This is a genomic window from Persephonella marina EX-H1, assembly GCF_000021565.1.
In the GTDB taxonomy this organism is placed as follows: domain Bacteria; phylum Aquificota; class Aquificia; order Aquificales; family Hydrogenothermaceae; genus Persephonella; species Persephonella marina.
In genome coordinates this window covers 744,237-759,580 of record NC_012440.1, presented here as the reverse complement: position 1 = coordinate 759,580, position 15,344 = coordinate 744,237, and the positions used below count along the sequence as shown (strand labels likewise).

The 15,344-nt window shown below is 36.4% G+C and carries 14 protein-coding genes; 3 read left to right on the top strand and 11 right to left on the bottom strand.

Features of this window, described 5'->3' with window-relative positions:
- The 3 genes from PERMA_RS04000 to PERMA_RS10490 are packed head-to-tail and all read right to left on the bottom strand — an operon-like array spanning position 1 to position 2,952.
- Complete coding sequence (locus PERMA_RS04000) at positions 1-1,128, bottom strand: HlyD family secretion protein (RefSeq protein ID WP_012676803.1); 1,128 nt, start codon at positions 1,126-1,128, stop codon at positions 1-3.
- Positions 1,118-2,401 carry a TolC family protein gene (locus PERMA_RS03995; RefSeq protein WP_012676112.1) on the bottom strand — a complete coding sequence of 428 codons (1,284 nt, stop codon included), beginning with the start codon at positions 2,399-2,401 and terminating at the stop codon, positions 1,118-1,120. Before PERMA_RS03995 ends, PERMA_RS04000 begins: the two co-directional genes overlap by 11 nt.
- Positions 2,398-2,952: a TetR/AcrR family transcriptional regulator gene (locus PERMA_RS10490; RefSeq protein ID WP_012676222.1), complete on the bottom strand. Its 555-nt coding sequence runs from the start codon at positions 2,950-2,952 to the stop codon at positions 2,398-2,400. Before PERMA_RS10490 ends, PERMA_RS03995 begins: the two co-directional genes overlap by 4 nt.
- 110 nt (positions 2,953-3,062) lie before the next feature.
- Between PERMA_RS10490 and PERMA_RS03985 the strand changes: the two genes are divergently transcribed.
- Complete coding sequence (locus PERMA_RS03985) at positions 3,063-4,028, top strand: ring-infected erythrocyte surface antigen domain-containing protein (protein WP_012676292.1); 966 nt, start codon at positions 3,063-3,065, stop codon at positions 4,026-4,028.
- On the opposite strand, the gene PERMA_RS03980 is transcribed toward PERMA_RS03985, so the two are convergent.
- From PERMA_RS03980 to thpR, 7 genes are all read right to left on the bottom strand, one after another.
- Positions 4,029-4,892 (bottom strand): lysylphosphatidylglycerol synthase transmembrane domain-containing protein, encoded by an 864-nt coding sequence (locus PERMA_RS03980; protein WP_012675735.1) that lies wholly within the window; start codon positions 4,890-4,892, stop codon positions 4,029-4,031. It lies immediately after the preceding gene.
- Between the two features lies 1 nt (position 4,893).
- Positions 4,894-5,856: a glycosyltransferase family 2 protein gene (locus PERMA_RS03975; protein WP_012675289.1), complete on the bottom strand. Its 963-nt coding sequence runs from the start codon at positions 5,854-5,856 to the stop codon at positions 4,894-4,896.
- 7 nt (positions 5,857-5,863) lie between these two features.
- Entirely contained in the window at positions 5,864-7,162 is a 1,299-nt protein-coding gene (locus PERMA_RS03970) for a tetratricopeptide repeat protein (protein ID WP_012676673.1), read from the bottom strand.
- A gap of 37 nt (positions 7,163-7,199) precedes the next feature.
- Positions 7,200-8,579, bottom strand: coding sequence for a sigma-54-dependent transcriptional regulator (locus PERMA_RS03965; protein WP_012676371.1), 1,380 nt, complete (start codon positions 8,577-8,579; stop codon positions 7,200-7,202).
- Between the two features lie 2 nt (positions 8,580-8,581).
- Complete coding sequence (locus tag PERMA_RS03960; protein ID WP_012675328.1) at positions 8,582-9,553, bottom strand: two-component system sensor histidine kinase NtrB; 972 nt, start codon at positions 9,551-9,553, stop codon at positions 8,582-8,584.
- Positions 9,554-9,592: 39 nt separating this feature from the next.
- The gene (gene thiC, locus PERMA_RS03955) at positions 9,593-10,960 is read right to left on the bottom strand and encodes a phosphomethylpyrimidine synthase ThiC (protein ID WP_015898989.1); all 1,368 of its coding nucleotides are present in this window, start codon (positions 10,958-10,960) and stop codon (positions 9,593-9,595) included.
- A gap of 104 nt (positions 10,961-11,064) precedes the next feature.
- On the bottom strand, positions 11,065-11,613 hold the full coding sequence (thpR, locus tag PERMA_RS03950; protein WP_012676017.1) for an RNA 2',3'-cyclic phosphodiesterase: 549 nt from the start codon (positions 11,611-11,613) through the stop codon (positions 11,065-11,067).
- 63 nt (positions 11,614-11,676) lie between these two features.
- Here thpR and PERMA_RS10845 point away from each other — a divergent pair, with 63 nt between their 5' ends.
- Positions 11,677-13,524, top strand: a complete 1,848-nt coding sequence (locus tag PERMA_RS10845) for a sensor domain-containing diguanylate cyclase (protein ID WP_012676104.1) — start codon at positions 11,677-11,679, stop codon at positions 13,522-13,524.
- Positions 13,481-13,945, top strand: coding sequence for a DUF501 domain-containing protein (locus PERMA_RS03940; RefSeq protein ID WP_238527230.1), 465 nt, complete (start codon positions 13,481-13,483; stop codon positions 13,943-13,945). Before PERMA_RS10845 ends, PERMA_RS03940 begins: the two co-directional genes overlap by 44 nt.
- Here PERMA_RS03940 and PERMA_RS03935 read toward each other — a convergent pair.
- Positions 13,942-15,213 (bottom strand): outer membrane beta-barrel protein, encoded by a 1,272-nt coding sequence (locus PERMA_RS03935; RefSeq protein ID WP_012676967.1) that lies wholly within the window; start codon positions 15,211-15,213, stop codon positions 13,942-13,944. The two genes, PERMA_RS03940 and PERMA_RS03935, sit on opposite strands and share 4 nt — an antisense overlap.
- Positions 15,214-15,344: the final 131 nt, after the last annotated feature.

Here is a 15,344-nt window from a genome sequence, read left to right as displayed (position 1 = left end):
TTATCTCTCCTTCTTTATCTCAACCTCACCGCTCATACCGACCCTTAAAAGGGTTTTATCTCCCTTTACTATCCTTATCTTTACAGGTATTCTCTGGGCTACCTTTGTAAACTCACCTGCTGTTACATCCCTTGGAACTAAAGCAAACTTTGCCGCAGAAGCAGGATTTATCTCCTCAACAACACCTTCATACACCTCATCAGGGTATGCATCTATCTTTATGTAAGCCTTACTCCCTTTCCTTATACCTTTTAGCTTTGTTTCCTCAAGAAGAACGTTTATATATATATCTTTATCAGAGACAAGGGCATAAACAGGAATTCCAGGTGATACAACCTCACCTTCAGTCTTATACTTTTTCGCTATCTTTCCATCAAAAGGTGCTAAAAGTTTTGTTTCCTTAATCAGATTCTGTATATCCTCCTTCTGTTTTTTCAGAGCGTTCATCTTTTCCTCAATTGAGGAAATCTCCTTTTTAAGCTCTCTTACCTTCAGGATATCAGATTCTGCCTGTTTTACTTTTTTTTCTGTTATATCCCTGCTTATCTTCATCTGTTCAAGCTTTGATACTACAGACTCCCTTTCAACTTTAAGTATCTTTAGCTCAGTTTCCATCTTTTCAAGCTTCCTTGCAGGTGCAAGATCCTTCTTAACAAGATTTCTGAATCTATTTATATCCCTTTTCAGCTGGCCTATCCTGAGATCTATCTGTTTTAATCTCAGGGACAAACCCTTTATACCCTCTTCCACCTGTTTTAATGAGAGTTTTGATATCTCTAACTTCTTGTTCAGCTGATCATCTATCCTTTTAAGTTTTTCTTCAAGGGCTTTCTTCCTGTAGTAAAGGCTTTTTATCTCAGATACTATCCTCTCCAGCTGAACTTTATAGTCAGATGGGTCTATCTCTGCCAGAATATCTCCTTTTTTAACATCATCACCTTCATCTTTGTGCATTTTTATTATCTTTCCTGAAACCCTCTTAAAGGAAAGATTTGCAAGCTTTTCTGACTCAACAAAAACAGCATCTGTTATCGCATACTCCATCCTGTGTTTTATCCATCTGAAAGAGATAACTGAAAAAACAATTATAAGAAGTAAAACAACCGTCAGACCTATCTTATTCTTCAATTTTGCCTCCTACCGCTTTTTCAAGATCTATGTAAGCCTTTAAAAGCTGGTAACGGGATATAGTTACACCTTTTCTGGCAGATGTAAGATAACTCTCCGCATCAAGAACATCTGTTGTTGAGGCTAATTGATTTATGTACTGCTCCTTAACCATTCTGTAGTACTCTTTAGCCTCCTTAAGACTGCTCTGTGCTACCTTAAGATTTTTCAGTGCAACAGAGAAGTTCTCGTATGCTGCTTTCACCTGAAGCTTTATACTGTTCTGTAGATCTCTTATCTTCAGTTTTAGCTTTCTCTTCTCCTCTTTAACCTTAAGTGAGGCGTAGTAAGGCTTTATACCCTGAAACTGGAGATTAAGGGCAACTGTAAATGATAGATTTCCCTTAGGATCAAGGTAGGGATACTGATCCGAGTAAAAGTACTTTCCCTGTGCAAAAACTTTTGGGTAAAAATCTGATTTTTCTATCTTCTCAAGATAGTCAAGCTCACTTTCCTTTATTCTCATAGCTTTTATCACATTTCTGTTCTCAAGGGCTGATCTTATAAGCCCGTTCAGATCCAGACTATCGGGAATCTCTATATAAACAGGCTCTACATCAAAATCCTTATCCATCTTTTGATCCAGAAGTACATTAAGTCTTGATTTCGCCACATTCAGATCACCTTCAGCTTTCTTTATTTTCATCTCTATCTGTGAAAGTCTGACCTTTGACTGTAACACCTCAACCTTTGCTATCAGACCTTCCTTATAAAACTCCTCAGCCCTCTCAAGATGAGATTTAACTGCACTGTACTGTTTCCTGTATATATCAAGAACAGCCTCCGCCATTAAAACGTCTATATACGCCTTCTTAACCTCTGCTACTGTGTTTATCCTCTCCTCATCATAGATCTTTTGATTGAAGTTTATCTCAGCCTTTGATATCTTTATCTTTCCTGTTCTTGAGAATCCCGTAAAAATAGGGTAGTTAAAACCTATCTCAAAGTTATAAAAATCTCTGCTCATCTGTTTGAATGAAAAGGGAACGGGAAACAAGGCTGAAGGGGGAAGGTTTGTATAAGGTGTGTCCTTAAGAAATGTAAATGAGTAGTTAATAAAAAACTGTGGATACCATAGATTTTTATCCTCTTTTAGCTGGAGTTTAGAGATATGGATATCCATCTCTTTCTGTTTTATTCTCAGGTTATTCTGAAGAGCTATATTTACAGCTTCGTCCATTGTTAAACCAAAAGCTGTTAATGGCAGCAAAACAAGTATTAAACCTTTTCTCATCTCATTCCCCTGAAGATTATTTTCACCCCTTTCTCAAACTCACCAATCACCTGATTTATATCCTGTTTCTGTATAAGGATATTAAACTCTAAAAGCCTTTTACCGAAACCCATAAGAATATCTGCCGCTACCTCCTTTTGTGGATAACCTTTCAGAGTTTCCATATAAAAGTCTCTTATCCTGTTATTTGTTGATACGTATATACTTTTGAACTTCTCATCTATGCTGAAAAGCTGAAAAAGGTATATATAAGCGATCTCCCTGTAACTGTAGAGAACAGTAAATATCTCTCTCCCAAAATTTATCACCTTTGTTTCAGCATTGTGATCAGAAGATATAAACTTTTCTATAGTCCCGTTTATCTGATCAACTATATACTCAACAATAGAAAGAAATATCTCCTCCTTACTTTTAAAGTAAAGATAAAAAGTTCCCTGAGCTACACCGGCATCTTTTACGATATCAGACACCTTTGTATTGAAATACCCTTTCTCTGAAAAGATCTTTACAGCAGAATTTATAAGCCTCTCTTTCGTATCTGACTGACTCATCAGTCATAATTTTATTAAGTGAAGATCCTTATGTCAAGACAAACTTTAAAAATTAATTTTTCACTGATAAAATTACGAAATATTCTTAATAAAAATGGAGGGATCTTAAAATGAATATCGCTGTTATCTCTTTTGATCAGGAGCTATCAAACAAAATCAAATCCAGACTTTCAGATCTGAATGTACAGCTGTATATAGACAGTTTAAGTATGCTGAAAGATATAAGCAGTTTTAATCCTGATATTATCATATACGATGCATCAGCAGGTGACTTTGCTGTGGATGATCTTAAATTTCTCTTAACAAGGGATAAACTTGAAGACAAAAAGTTTGAGATACTTGTATCAAAGGAAAACCCTATTGACAGAAAGGAACTTCCTGAAAATGTATCAATACAGTTCTTTATAAAAAATGAAGAGGATGAAAAACTTATAGAGTCTGTAAAACGGGCTTCCTCCGAACTGAAAAAAGAGGAAAGTTTTTCAGAAGAGGTGTATCAACCCCCTGAGGATATAGAGGCATTACTTGGTGATTTTGGTGGGAACGAAGTCTCATCTGAAGATAAGGGCAGCGATATAGAATCAATTATTCAGGAAATACCTCAGGTAGAGGAAAATATTGAGGAGATAAATCTTGATGAGAACATACCTGCAAGCATTGAAGAGGTAATACCGGATTCAGGAATATTTGAGGAAACTGTAAATATACCTGAAAAAAATGAGGTTATCCCTAAGAGCCAGCCCTCGAATAATATAAAGCTTGAGATTGAGATCTCTCCTGAAGAGCTTAAAAGGATGATAATAGAGCTGACTGTTGAGAAGCTTGTAAATGACCTTAAAAATGATGATGCGATACAGAAGCTGATATCTGACCTACAGAAAGATTTTATTGATAGAACAGAGAAGGAGCTTGAGGATCTTAAAGAGTCTCTGAAAAAAGAGATTAAGGAGAATCTCGTTTCCAAGATAGAGAAGGATCTCAAGGAAACAATAAAAGACAGTATAAAGGAGGATGTAACAAAGATCACATCTGAGATTGTTAAAGAAAAGTTAGAACAGCTTTTTGGTAAAAAATAATTATTTTCTTAAAAATATATAGCTGAAACCTGCTATAAAAGCTGCCCCTATAAGTATGAAAATGTGGACAAAAACTGAGGACAGGAGAGCTGTATCCTTATCAAGTCCTGAAAGGTAAAGTATTCCAGCATAACCTCCCTCATACGTTCCTATCCCTGCAACGCCGTGTATTGGAAGGATTGTTGTAAAATCCCCGGCTGCCGCTGCAAAAAAGTTTTCAATAAATGTTAGATCAATACCGTGGGGGATAACAAAGTAAAAACCTGAGAATTTGAAAACAAAAGTAAGTACTGAGAGTATATACAGAACAAGGATATTCTTTACAGTAAGGACATTTCTGTTAAAGTTCTGTAACTTTTCTATCTTTATGTAACCTGCCATAAACTTGATTATATAAAAACTGAAAGGCATCACTAAAACAAGCAGTAATGAAAAAAGTGTAAAACCCTTATATACCAGATATGAGGAGAGGAAAACTGTAAAAAGTGATACAGCATCAAAAAATCTCACTGTAAAAAAGCTTATTGCACTTTCTTTGAAAGGTACATTCTCTTTTTTTAACATATAGAAAAAGGAGAGCTCTCCTGTTCTGAAAGGGAGAAATATATTAAACACAGTGTTGAATGATGTGATCTTGAAGAGCTTTTTAAAATCTTTTATCTCAAGGGTTATCTTCCATCTGTATGTTCTTGTTATATATGAAAAAAGGTAAAGTATGAAAGCTATAAAAAGATCTGTAGGGGAAACTTTTTTCAAAAAGTATATCAGCTTCTCAAAACCTATTACAACATAAAAAAGGTATATAAATCCTCCAGTTACAGCTAATGAGACGATTAATTCAAATATCTTTATATACTTTTTCAATTTAGCTTTCTTTCTTAACTATTTCCTTGATAATATACGGTCTCTTGCCCTGGGACTCATAGTATGTCCTTGTTATAAGCTCAGCTACAATCCCTGTGGATACAAGCTGTATACCTGAGAGAACAAAAAGAGTTCCAAATATCAAAAGAGGCCTGTTCCCAATGTCCTGACCAAACAGAACCTTTATCAGAACCAGATAAGAAAGTGTTATAGATCCAAACAGAAATAAAACAGCCCCTGTTCCTCCAAAAACCCTCAAAGGCTTTGTTCTGTAATCAAGTAAAAATTTAACAAGCATAAGGTCAAGTAGTACTTTGAATGTTCTTGATATACCGTATTTTGATTTTCCATATATCCTCGGATGGTGTTTTACAGGAATCTCAGTGATTTTTGCCCCTATAGATTTTGATAAGGCTGGCAGGAATCTGTGCATCTCACCGTAAAAATCAAGCTGTTTTGCCACATCAGCCCTGTATGCTTTCAGGGAACAGCCGTAATCATGGAGATGAACACCTGTAACTTTAGATATAAGCCAGTTTGCAATTCTTGAAGGTAGAGTTCTGCTTAAAAAGGCATCCTTTCTATCTTTTCTCCATCCACTAACTATATCGTAACCCTGATCTATAAGCTCAAGAAGTTTAGGAATATCCTCAGGGTCATTCTGGAGATCACCATCCATAGTTATTATCACTTCACCTCTGGCTGTTTCAAACCCGGCTGACATCGCAGCTGTCTGACCAAAGTTTTTTCTGAAATTAACACCAACAACATGGCTGTCTTTCTCAGCAAACTCCTTTATGATCTCCCATGATCTATCTCTACTTCCGTCATTAACAAAGATGATCTCATACTCCTTTCCAAGACTATCAAGAACTTTTTTAAGTTTTTCGTAAAGAAGGGGTAGATTTTCTTCCTCATCAAAGATCGGTATAACCACTGAGATATCTATCTTTTTTCCTTCCATCTCACTCCTACTTTCTAACAAATTTTACTATTCCTTTAAAGCCGTCCGGCTTAAGATTTTTTCTATAAAACCTTGAAGCCTCAAGGTAACTTTTGAAATATCCTATTATAACAAAATAATACTCTGTACCATCTATATTTCTTCTCTTGATCTGAGGTTCAAAACCCTTTTCTTTAAGTTTTTCATAAATATCCATGGCAGATTTTTCATCCGAGAAAACACCTACCTGAACATAAAATCTTATTTTTGGTTTAATAACCTTCTTAGGCGTCTCCGGAACAGATCTCTTTGCTACTTTTGTATCCCTTTCTCCTCCAATCTTAACCCTTTCATTTTCGCTCTTTTCTTTTTCCGGTTTCTTTTCTTCCATAACAGGGGATTCTTCCTTCTTTTCTGGTTCAGATAGATCTTTACCTGTGTCCAATGTTTCTACAACTTTATCTTCTTTTCTTATCTCTTTTTTAACAACCCGCTTAACACTAACCTTCTTTTTTACACTCTGTTCTTTTATCTCCCTTTCTTTTTTCTCAACTATCTTTCTATCAACTATATCTATAAATTTTACAGCTTCCTGCTTTACGAACATATCATCCCCAGCTACCTTCTTAGCCTTCTGGAAGAAATATCTTGATTTTTCATACTCACCTAGATAGTAGTAAGCCTTTCCAAGACCAAGATATATATATGGATTTACAAGACCTGCATTTACAGCCCTCGTAAATATATCGTATGCATCTGTATATCTCTTCTGGAGTATGTAGTAATTTCCAAGTGTTATATATGCATTCATAAAGTAAGGATTATATGATATTGTCCTTTTTAAAGCCTCCTCAAATTTGGGAAGATTACCCATCTTTCTGTAAACAACAGCAATGTTATAAAGGGCTTTTTCTTTATTTCTGTAATTCGGGTTTTCTATAGCCTTTTCTAAATACCACAGTGCCTGTTCGTAATTTCCTTCCTGTGCCAGTAAAACACCGAGATTTGTGTATGTCTCAGGTTTATCAGGGAGGATCTCTATAGATTTAAGGAAAAACTCTTTGGCCCTTGAATACTCTTTAACATTCGTATATGCGATACCCAGGGCATTAAGGATGTCAGGATCTTCAGGATCAATCTCGTATGCCTTATTAAGATAGTAAATAGCCTGTGCTATATTACCGCTGTTGAGATATGAAAGACCTATCTTGTAGTAATACTGGCTGTTCTGGATTCTTTTCTCCTCATACTCTGCAGGTTTAGGTGCACAGCTAAAAACAAATGATAAGAAGACAAACAGCAGTGCAAATTTAAAAATTTTTTTCATAACTGTTTTTATTTCCTGTAGGACTTTATATATATAATCATAACTTATTTACAGATATATTTAAATCTTCTATTTTCCTGTGGATAGTATTTCTATGAATCCCAAGATATTTAGCTGCTTCCGATATATTCCCGTTTGTATGCTTTAAAACTTCCTGTATAACCAGTTTCTCTGCCTCTTCTATCATTTTTACGTAGATATTTTTCTTGTTCTGAAGTATCAGACTTCTTGCCTCCTTTACAAAACCACTCCTCCAGTCTGTTCCACCAAAATCTTCTGAACCTGTTATCTTTGGAGGTATAAGATCTGGTGTTATAGGCCTTTCCCTGTGAAGTGCTATAAGCTTGTTTACTATATTTTTAAGCTCCCTCACATTTCCAGGATAGTCATAGTTCATCATAACTTCCACAGCTTCTTTCGTAAAACCACCCCTTTTCAGACCGTACTTTTTCATAGCCTGTTTTGAGAAAAGCTCTATAAGATCAGGTATGTCCTCTTTCCTTTCCCTGAGAGGAGGTATATGTATCTCTATAACTGAAAGTCTGTAGAAAAGATCCTCCCTGAACTTACCTTCTGCAACAAGCTTTATAAGATCCCTGTTTGTTGCCGATATAACTCTAACATCAATGCTGTATGTTTTTGATGAACCTACAGGTGTTACCTCCATTTCCTGAAGAACTCTAAGAAGCTTACTCTGGGCTTCAAGAGACATCTCGCTTATCTCATCAAGGAATATCGTTCCACCGTCTGCAAGTAAAAACTTTCCTTTCTTTGGTTTGTCAGCTCCTGTAAACGCACCTTTCTCGTAACCGAAAAGCTCTGACTCTATAAGTCCTGAGGGAATAGCTGCACAGTTTATAGCGATAAAAGGTCTGTCTGATCTGTTGCTGTATCTGTGTATAAGCTTCGCTATCACCTCTTTACCTGTTCCGCTTTCACCTGTTATAAGAACAGGCTCATCACTTGCTCCAGCTCTACCTACCATCTTGAATATCTCACCCATAGATGGGCTTTTACCTACTATATCTATATCAAGGGTTTCAGAGACTGTCTGTGCTCCTGCTATCTTTTTTATATCATTCACAACCTTTCTTATTCTTTCTATATCAAAGGGCTTTGGTATGTAGTCATAAGCACCAAGCTTCATGGCTTCTATAAGATAGTTGTACTCGTTATGACCTGATATCATAACAACATAAGGTTTGTTCTCAAAGCCTATAACCTGTTTAAGTATCTCAAGCCCGTCAGCATCTCCAAGTGATATATCAAGGAAGACTATATCAGGTAGCTCTTCCTGAATGATCTGGACAGCATCTTTCCCACTTTCGTATGTTTTTACTGTAAGGTCTTCTTTCATAAGAACCTTTTTAAGAACATTTCTTATCGTTCTCTCATCATCAAAAACAAGTGCCTTCATCTTTACTCCTTGTAGGGAAGTAGTATTTCAAATGTAGCATCCCCTATGTATCTGAGAACACCTCCATGCTCTTTAACTATCTTGTATGAAGAGGAAAGTCCTATACCCATTCCTCCTTTTTTTGTAGATGTAAAAGGAACAAAAAGCTTATCAATGATCTCTTCAGGAACTCCCTTCCCGCTGTCCTTTATTCTTATAAATATCTTGTTTCCCTTTGGTGAGTAAACCTTGTCCCAAGAGATACCTGTGTAAACTGTTATTTTTCCTTTTCCTTCAACAGCCTCTATACCATTTCTGATTATATTTATCAGAACTCTCAGCATATACTCCCTGTCAAGTTCAATATCAGGTAAGCTCGGGTCGTATATCCTTTCAAACTCAATCTCCGGATACTGGGACTTAAGAGATTTTATGGCTCTGTCTATAAGCATATGAATATTAGTTTTTTCCTTCTGTAGTTTAATAGTTTTTGTTATTAATGTTACATCATTTATCATACTTTCAAGTCTTTTAACCTCGTAGAGTATATCCTCTATAAGCTCCTGATCTGATGGGTCTTCTTTTAAAAGCTGTGCAGAACCTTTTATACCACCTATAGGTCCTTTCATATCGTGAAATATGTTTGATATCAGCCTTGAGATCGTTACTATCCATCCCTCCTTCTTATTTTTCTCCTCAAGCTCAATAAATCTGGTTATATCCCTTATAAGAAGGGTTACTCCATCGTCTCCATAAGGAAAGGCATCTATCAAAAACTTACTCTTTTCTATCTCCTTGAATATACTTTTAACAGATATCCTGTTTTTAACATGTTTAAGCGTTAATGGATAATTTATAAGCTCATAAAAATGTCTTTTTCCTATCTGGGCTTTTAGCTGTTGAGCTGACTGGTTAAGATAAATTATCTCCCCTTTGAAATCAGTTACAACGATTGGGTCTTCAATACTTTCAAGTATGTTTTCTATCTTCTCCATCTATTACCTTGATAGAAAGGGGCTGAAAGCCCCCAGCATTTAATTTTCTTCTTTAGTATCTATCTGTGCAAAATCAGGACTCTGGCTTACAGCCTCCTGAACATTCTGGGATATTCTGTATGCACAGAATGAAGGTCCACACATTGAACAGAATTTGGCTGATTTGTATCCTTCCTGTGGCAGTGTTTCATCATGGTACTTTCTTGCTGTTTCAGGATCTATAGCAAGCTCAAACTGTTTCTCCCAGTCAAACTCGTATCTTGCCTTTGACATAGCATCATCCCACTCTTTTGCACCTTTCCTGTGTCTGGCAAGATCAGCTGCGTGAGCTGCTATCTTATAAGCTATCAGCCCCTGCTTAACATCCTCTGCATTTGGAAGTCCTAAATGTTCCTTAGGTGTTACATAACAGAGCATTGATGCCCCATACCATCCTGCCATCGCAGCTCCTATAGCTGATGCTATATGGTCATAACCGGGTGCTATATCTGTAACGAGAGGTCCAAGAACATAAAATGGAGCTTCATGACATAACTCCATCTCTTTCTTTATATTAAGCTCGATCTGATCCATTGGAACGTGACCTGGACCTTCTATCATAACCTGAACACCGTGTTCCCAAGCTTTCTTTGTAAGTTCACCTAAAACCTTAAGCTCTGCGAACTGAGCCTCATCTGAAGCATCATTTATACAGCCAGGTCTGAGACCATCTCCAAGTGAGAATGTTACATCGTACTTTTTGAATATCTCACATATCTTATCAAAATGTGTGTATAGAGGATTCTGTTTTCCATGAACTGTCATCCATTCAGCCATTATTGATCCGCCACGTGAAACGATACCCATCAATCTGTGATTAACCAGCGGTAAAAACTCCTTTAAGACACCTGCGTGAATTGTCATATAATCAACACCCTGCTGTGCCTGAAGCTCAATAATATCAAGGATATCCTGTTCTGTAAGCTGTTCTATAGTTCTGACCTCCTGAAGAGCCTGATATATAGGAACTGTTCCTACAGGAACAGGAGATTCCCTTATTATAGCCTCCCTTATCTCGTTTACATTTCCACCTGTTGAAAGATCCATAACTGTATCTGCTCCATATTTAAGAGCTACTCTTAACTTCTCAAGCTCACCTTCAACATCGGAAACAACAGCAGAGTTTCCTATATTAGCATTAACTTTACATTTTGCCTCAATACCGATAGCCATAGGTTCAAGTGAGTAGTGATGTATGTTAGCCGGGATTATCATTCTCCCTCTGGCAACCTCCGATCTGACAAGCTCAACAGGAAGATCTTCCCTTTTTGCAACATACTCCATCTCAGGTGTGATTATACCTTCCCTGGCATAATCCATCTGGGTTTTTCCGTATGTGGTGCTCCTTGGGACTTTATATTTACCCATTATATATTTACCTCCATTTATAATTTCCTACGGTATCTGATAACATATATCTAATTAGATAAAAAATGAAATCAATCATAAATTTTGCAATATATATTAACATTTCACAGCAGTATTTTCTTATAAACAGCCCCCTGAGGTGTGAGTATACTTTCAATAATATTTACCTCAAGACTTTCCTGAGTATCAAAAAGAATATCCTCATACTTCTTCACTTTTTCAACAAAATCTTCCCTTTTTACACCCTTAAGCCTTTTGAGTGTAATATGTGGAACAAACGGTTTGATCTCTTTTTTGTAACCTAGAACTGAAAGTCTGTCCTGTATAAAGTTGTTTATCTCAACAAGATCTCCATTACTGTCCTCAACTTTTATAAAAAAGACCCTTGGATTACTAATATTTGGGAAAGCTCCAACCCCTTTAAGATTAAGACTGACAGTCCGTGGATAGTTTATCTCATTTTTCAGGAGAGAGTATATATCTTCAAGCTCCTTACTGGTAACATCTCCGATAAATCTGTATGTTATGTGAAAGTTCTGTACCGGAACCCATCTTCCCGTTGTTATTCCGCCAAAATCCTTCTTTATTCTCGTATAGAATTTAGTATTACTTAGTTTGATAAAACTACCTATAAATATTCTTTTTTTAAACATTTACTTTTCCGTTCCGAATAGTAATAATAATAAATACCTGTATATAATATCTGGAGTTTTTAGATGAAATCAATACGATCTAAATTACTGTTAAGAGTAGCTGTACTACTTTTTATACTGTTCCTTGTCAATCAGATACTTGAGTACAAAAGCTTCAGAGAGGTTAATATCAACCACGTTAAGAATCAGTCATCGGTTATAGCAGAGATAGTCAGAGACTCCCTCACAACACTTATGGAGATCGGGAAGATAGATAAAAGGGATCTATTTTTAAGTAATATAAAGCTTGAACATAGAAATATAGAGGAGATAAGGGTTATAAGGGGAGATAAAGTTGTTCAGCAGTATGGAGAAGGTTCTGAAAATGAAAAGCCAAAAACGGAAGCTGAACTGAAGGTTTTACAGACAGGAATACCCTACGAAAAACTTGAAGAGACCTTTGATAAAGTCAGCTATGTTCTCATACTTCCTTACAAGGCAGAGCCTATAAACAGGATAAACTGTCTTAAATGTCATAATGTAGAAGCTGGTGCCGTCTTAGGTGCTATATACATAAAAACAGATCTTACCCCTGTAAGATCCTTCACCTTTGCAAATCTTATACAGACAACATTCATGTCAATGTTTATATTCCTTATGACAACATTTGTTATCCTTAGATTCTTCCAGCCTTACACAGAGTTTTTCTCAAGACTGAAAAGAGGACTGAGCAAAGCTAAGGATGGAGATTTCTCAGAGAGAGTGTTTATAAACACAAACGACGAGGCTAAGGAAGTTGCTGATACATATAATGAAACAATGGATAAACTATGCAACACACTCACAGCCATAGAGAACAGGGTTTCATATCTTATCGGTGGAAATATTAACAAAAGCAGTAATGCACTGAAAGATACCTATATGATAGTTGAAGAGCTTGTTAAGATTTACAACTTTAAAAAGATTGTGGAAAAAGACGCATCAAAAGAGGATATCTATCTGAGACTTAGAAAGTTAATGAAAGATATGAATATACAGCAGTACTCTATCTATGAGGTAGATACAGAGAACAATAAACTGATAGATATAGACGAAGAGACAAAATGGTGTAAGGATGTTGTGTTCCTTGACGCTGATCAGTGTAGGGTGAAAAGAACAGGATCTGAGGTTGTTTCTGAGGAGTATGCATGTGTATGTCCTAACTTTATTAAATGTGAGAATGGAGAGGCTGAGGAGTTTTTCACATGTATTCCTATCTATGTTGGTGGTAGAGTTGGAATTATACTCCAGCTGATTTACGATAAGGAAAGCAGGGTTAATATAAAGAACAAGCTTCCATTCATTGAGGCTTACCTCAGAGAGGTTGCACCTGTTATTGAGGCAAAATCTTATATGGAAAAACTTAGAAAACAGTCACTTGTTGATCAGCTTACAGGACTGTACAATAGAAGATTCCTTGAGGAGCTCATACCAAAACTTTCACAGCAGACAATAAGAAGAAAATCAACAATAGGCATACTTATGGTTGATGTTGATTTCTTCAAACAGGTTAATGACCAGTACGGACATGATGTTGGAGATACGGTACTAAAAAGGGTTGCTGATATTCTGAATAAAAGTGTAAGAGAAGCTGATATTGTTGTCAGGTACGGTGGCGAAGAGTTTATAGTTTTACTTGTTGATGTGGAAAAAGGAAAATCTGTTGAGATAGCAGAGAAGATTAGAAAGAAGGTTGAAAATATGGTAATACACACAGATGGGGTTACATTAAAGAAAACGGTGAGTATAGGTGTTTCTGAGTTTCCTCATGATAGTGATAGATTCTGGCAGTGTATTAAATTTGCAGATATCGCACTTTACAGAGCCAAAGAAACAGGAAGAAATAAGGTTGTTAGATTTGAAAAGAGTATGTGGGAGCGTGAAGAGTATTGATGTTTTCAGACAGGATATAGTTGTATGGGATAAAAAAAGGAAGATCTATGTACCCCAGCCTACAAGATTCTGGATACTTGATAGGGATATAAGGGCAAAAATATCAAGACTTGAGGAGAAAGGCTATATAGCCTGCTTTTCTGAAAAGATAAGCACTGATGAGTCACTTTTCAGCTTTTTTATAACCTTACATGAAAGGGAGATCGAGGAAAGGATAAAGATTTTTAAAGAAAAGTATCCTCAGTTTCTAGACGATCCAAGATTTTCAGTCTTACTTGATAAAAATGTCGGTATCGGTGGTATAAGAGATTTCAAGGAAAAACCTTTTAAAGTAAAATGCCTCCACCTGTGGACAGCTTACCACAGTGGAGACAAAAGGTTTGAAAATCCTATTGGTGAGTTCGTTCTGAAGAATATTTAGAATGCAGCATCAAATCCTATCAGAATATATCCTTCCTTTGTCTCATGTCCTACAAAATCAGGATCATTATCCTTTGACTGGAAGTCGTATGTTGCCTCAATAATACCTTTAACATTTCTCATAAAGTAGTATGAGTATGTGAGTGTTAATGTGTTTATATTTATACCTTCATAAACTGTTGATGTTCCGTCAAAGTCTCCAGCATCAGCATAGTTATACAGAACAGACAGAACAACTTTATCACTGTAGACATAATCAACTCCTGCGAAGACACCCCACCACTGGTATTTTTTGTTTGGTGTATCATCAAAGTACTTTCCCCAGTCATTGTAAAGATACTGGAAGAAATAGTAGACCTTATCATTTACATTTCCAGATATATCAAGCCCGTATATCTTTTTATCCGCATACCTGCTTCCACTTTTTGTTCCTGCACTTGTTGTGAGCTTTGTTTTTTGCTTACCGTAAAGTCCGAACAGACCTGCTGAGACACCTGCTATATCTACACCGATCCTGCCGAATGCTGTCTTCTTCCTGTCATTATCAAACATATGATCAGGTCTTTTATAACCCGGGCTGTTTATCTTAAGGTTTTCCTCAATCCCATTTCCGTTCACAAGACCTAAATCTATGGAAACTGGATCAAAGCCTTTACTGAATATAACTCCTCTATCATAGGTTATTCCAGCCATTCTGTATATCATATAATCCTGGAATGTAAGTCTGAGCTCCCTTGGGAACATCAGATCTGATATCTGGAACTGACCTATCATAAGGTCTATCCCTGTATTGAAAATGCTTGAGTAGCTGAACCACGCATCCTCAACGATAACAGTTCCGTTCTCTCCTTTCTCAGCTAAGATACCGTAAAAGTAAAAGGATATTCTGTCTGAAAGTGGAGCACTTGAAAGAATCTTTATCATATACGGAGCCTGAAAGTCTGTGTCAGCTTTTTCAGTCTCACCACTGACCGGATCTATATACTTTCCTTCCCTTACCTGAGCGTAAGCCATAGCCCTTATTGAAAGTGGAACATACTTAGGTAGAGCGAGCATACTGTCGCCTGTATCTAGAACAGTGTCCCTCCAGTTAGGCATTCTGTAGTTTTCATCTGCAAACTGTTCACCATAGCTATTCAGCCTTGGAAATGCTGCATGACATGTGTTACAGCTAACCTTGTACTGTCTCGCAAATGCAGGTATAGCAAAAACCTGCTGGGGCAAAATCAAAAAAAGTCCCATAATAAAGATGATAATAAAGGGAAACATAACACCTCCTCCCTGTAACGGAATATATACTTTTATATTTACTGTTTTGAAAAAATATATTCAAGCTGTGTTGTATAAAGGTATGATTTTCATATATTATTTTAGTTTCATATAACAGAAAAGAGGTGATC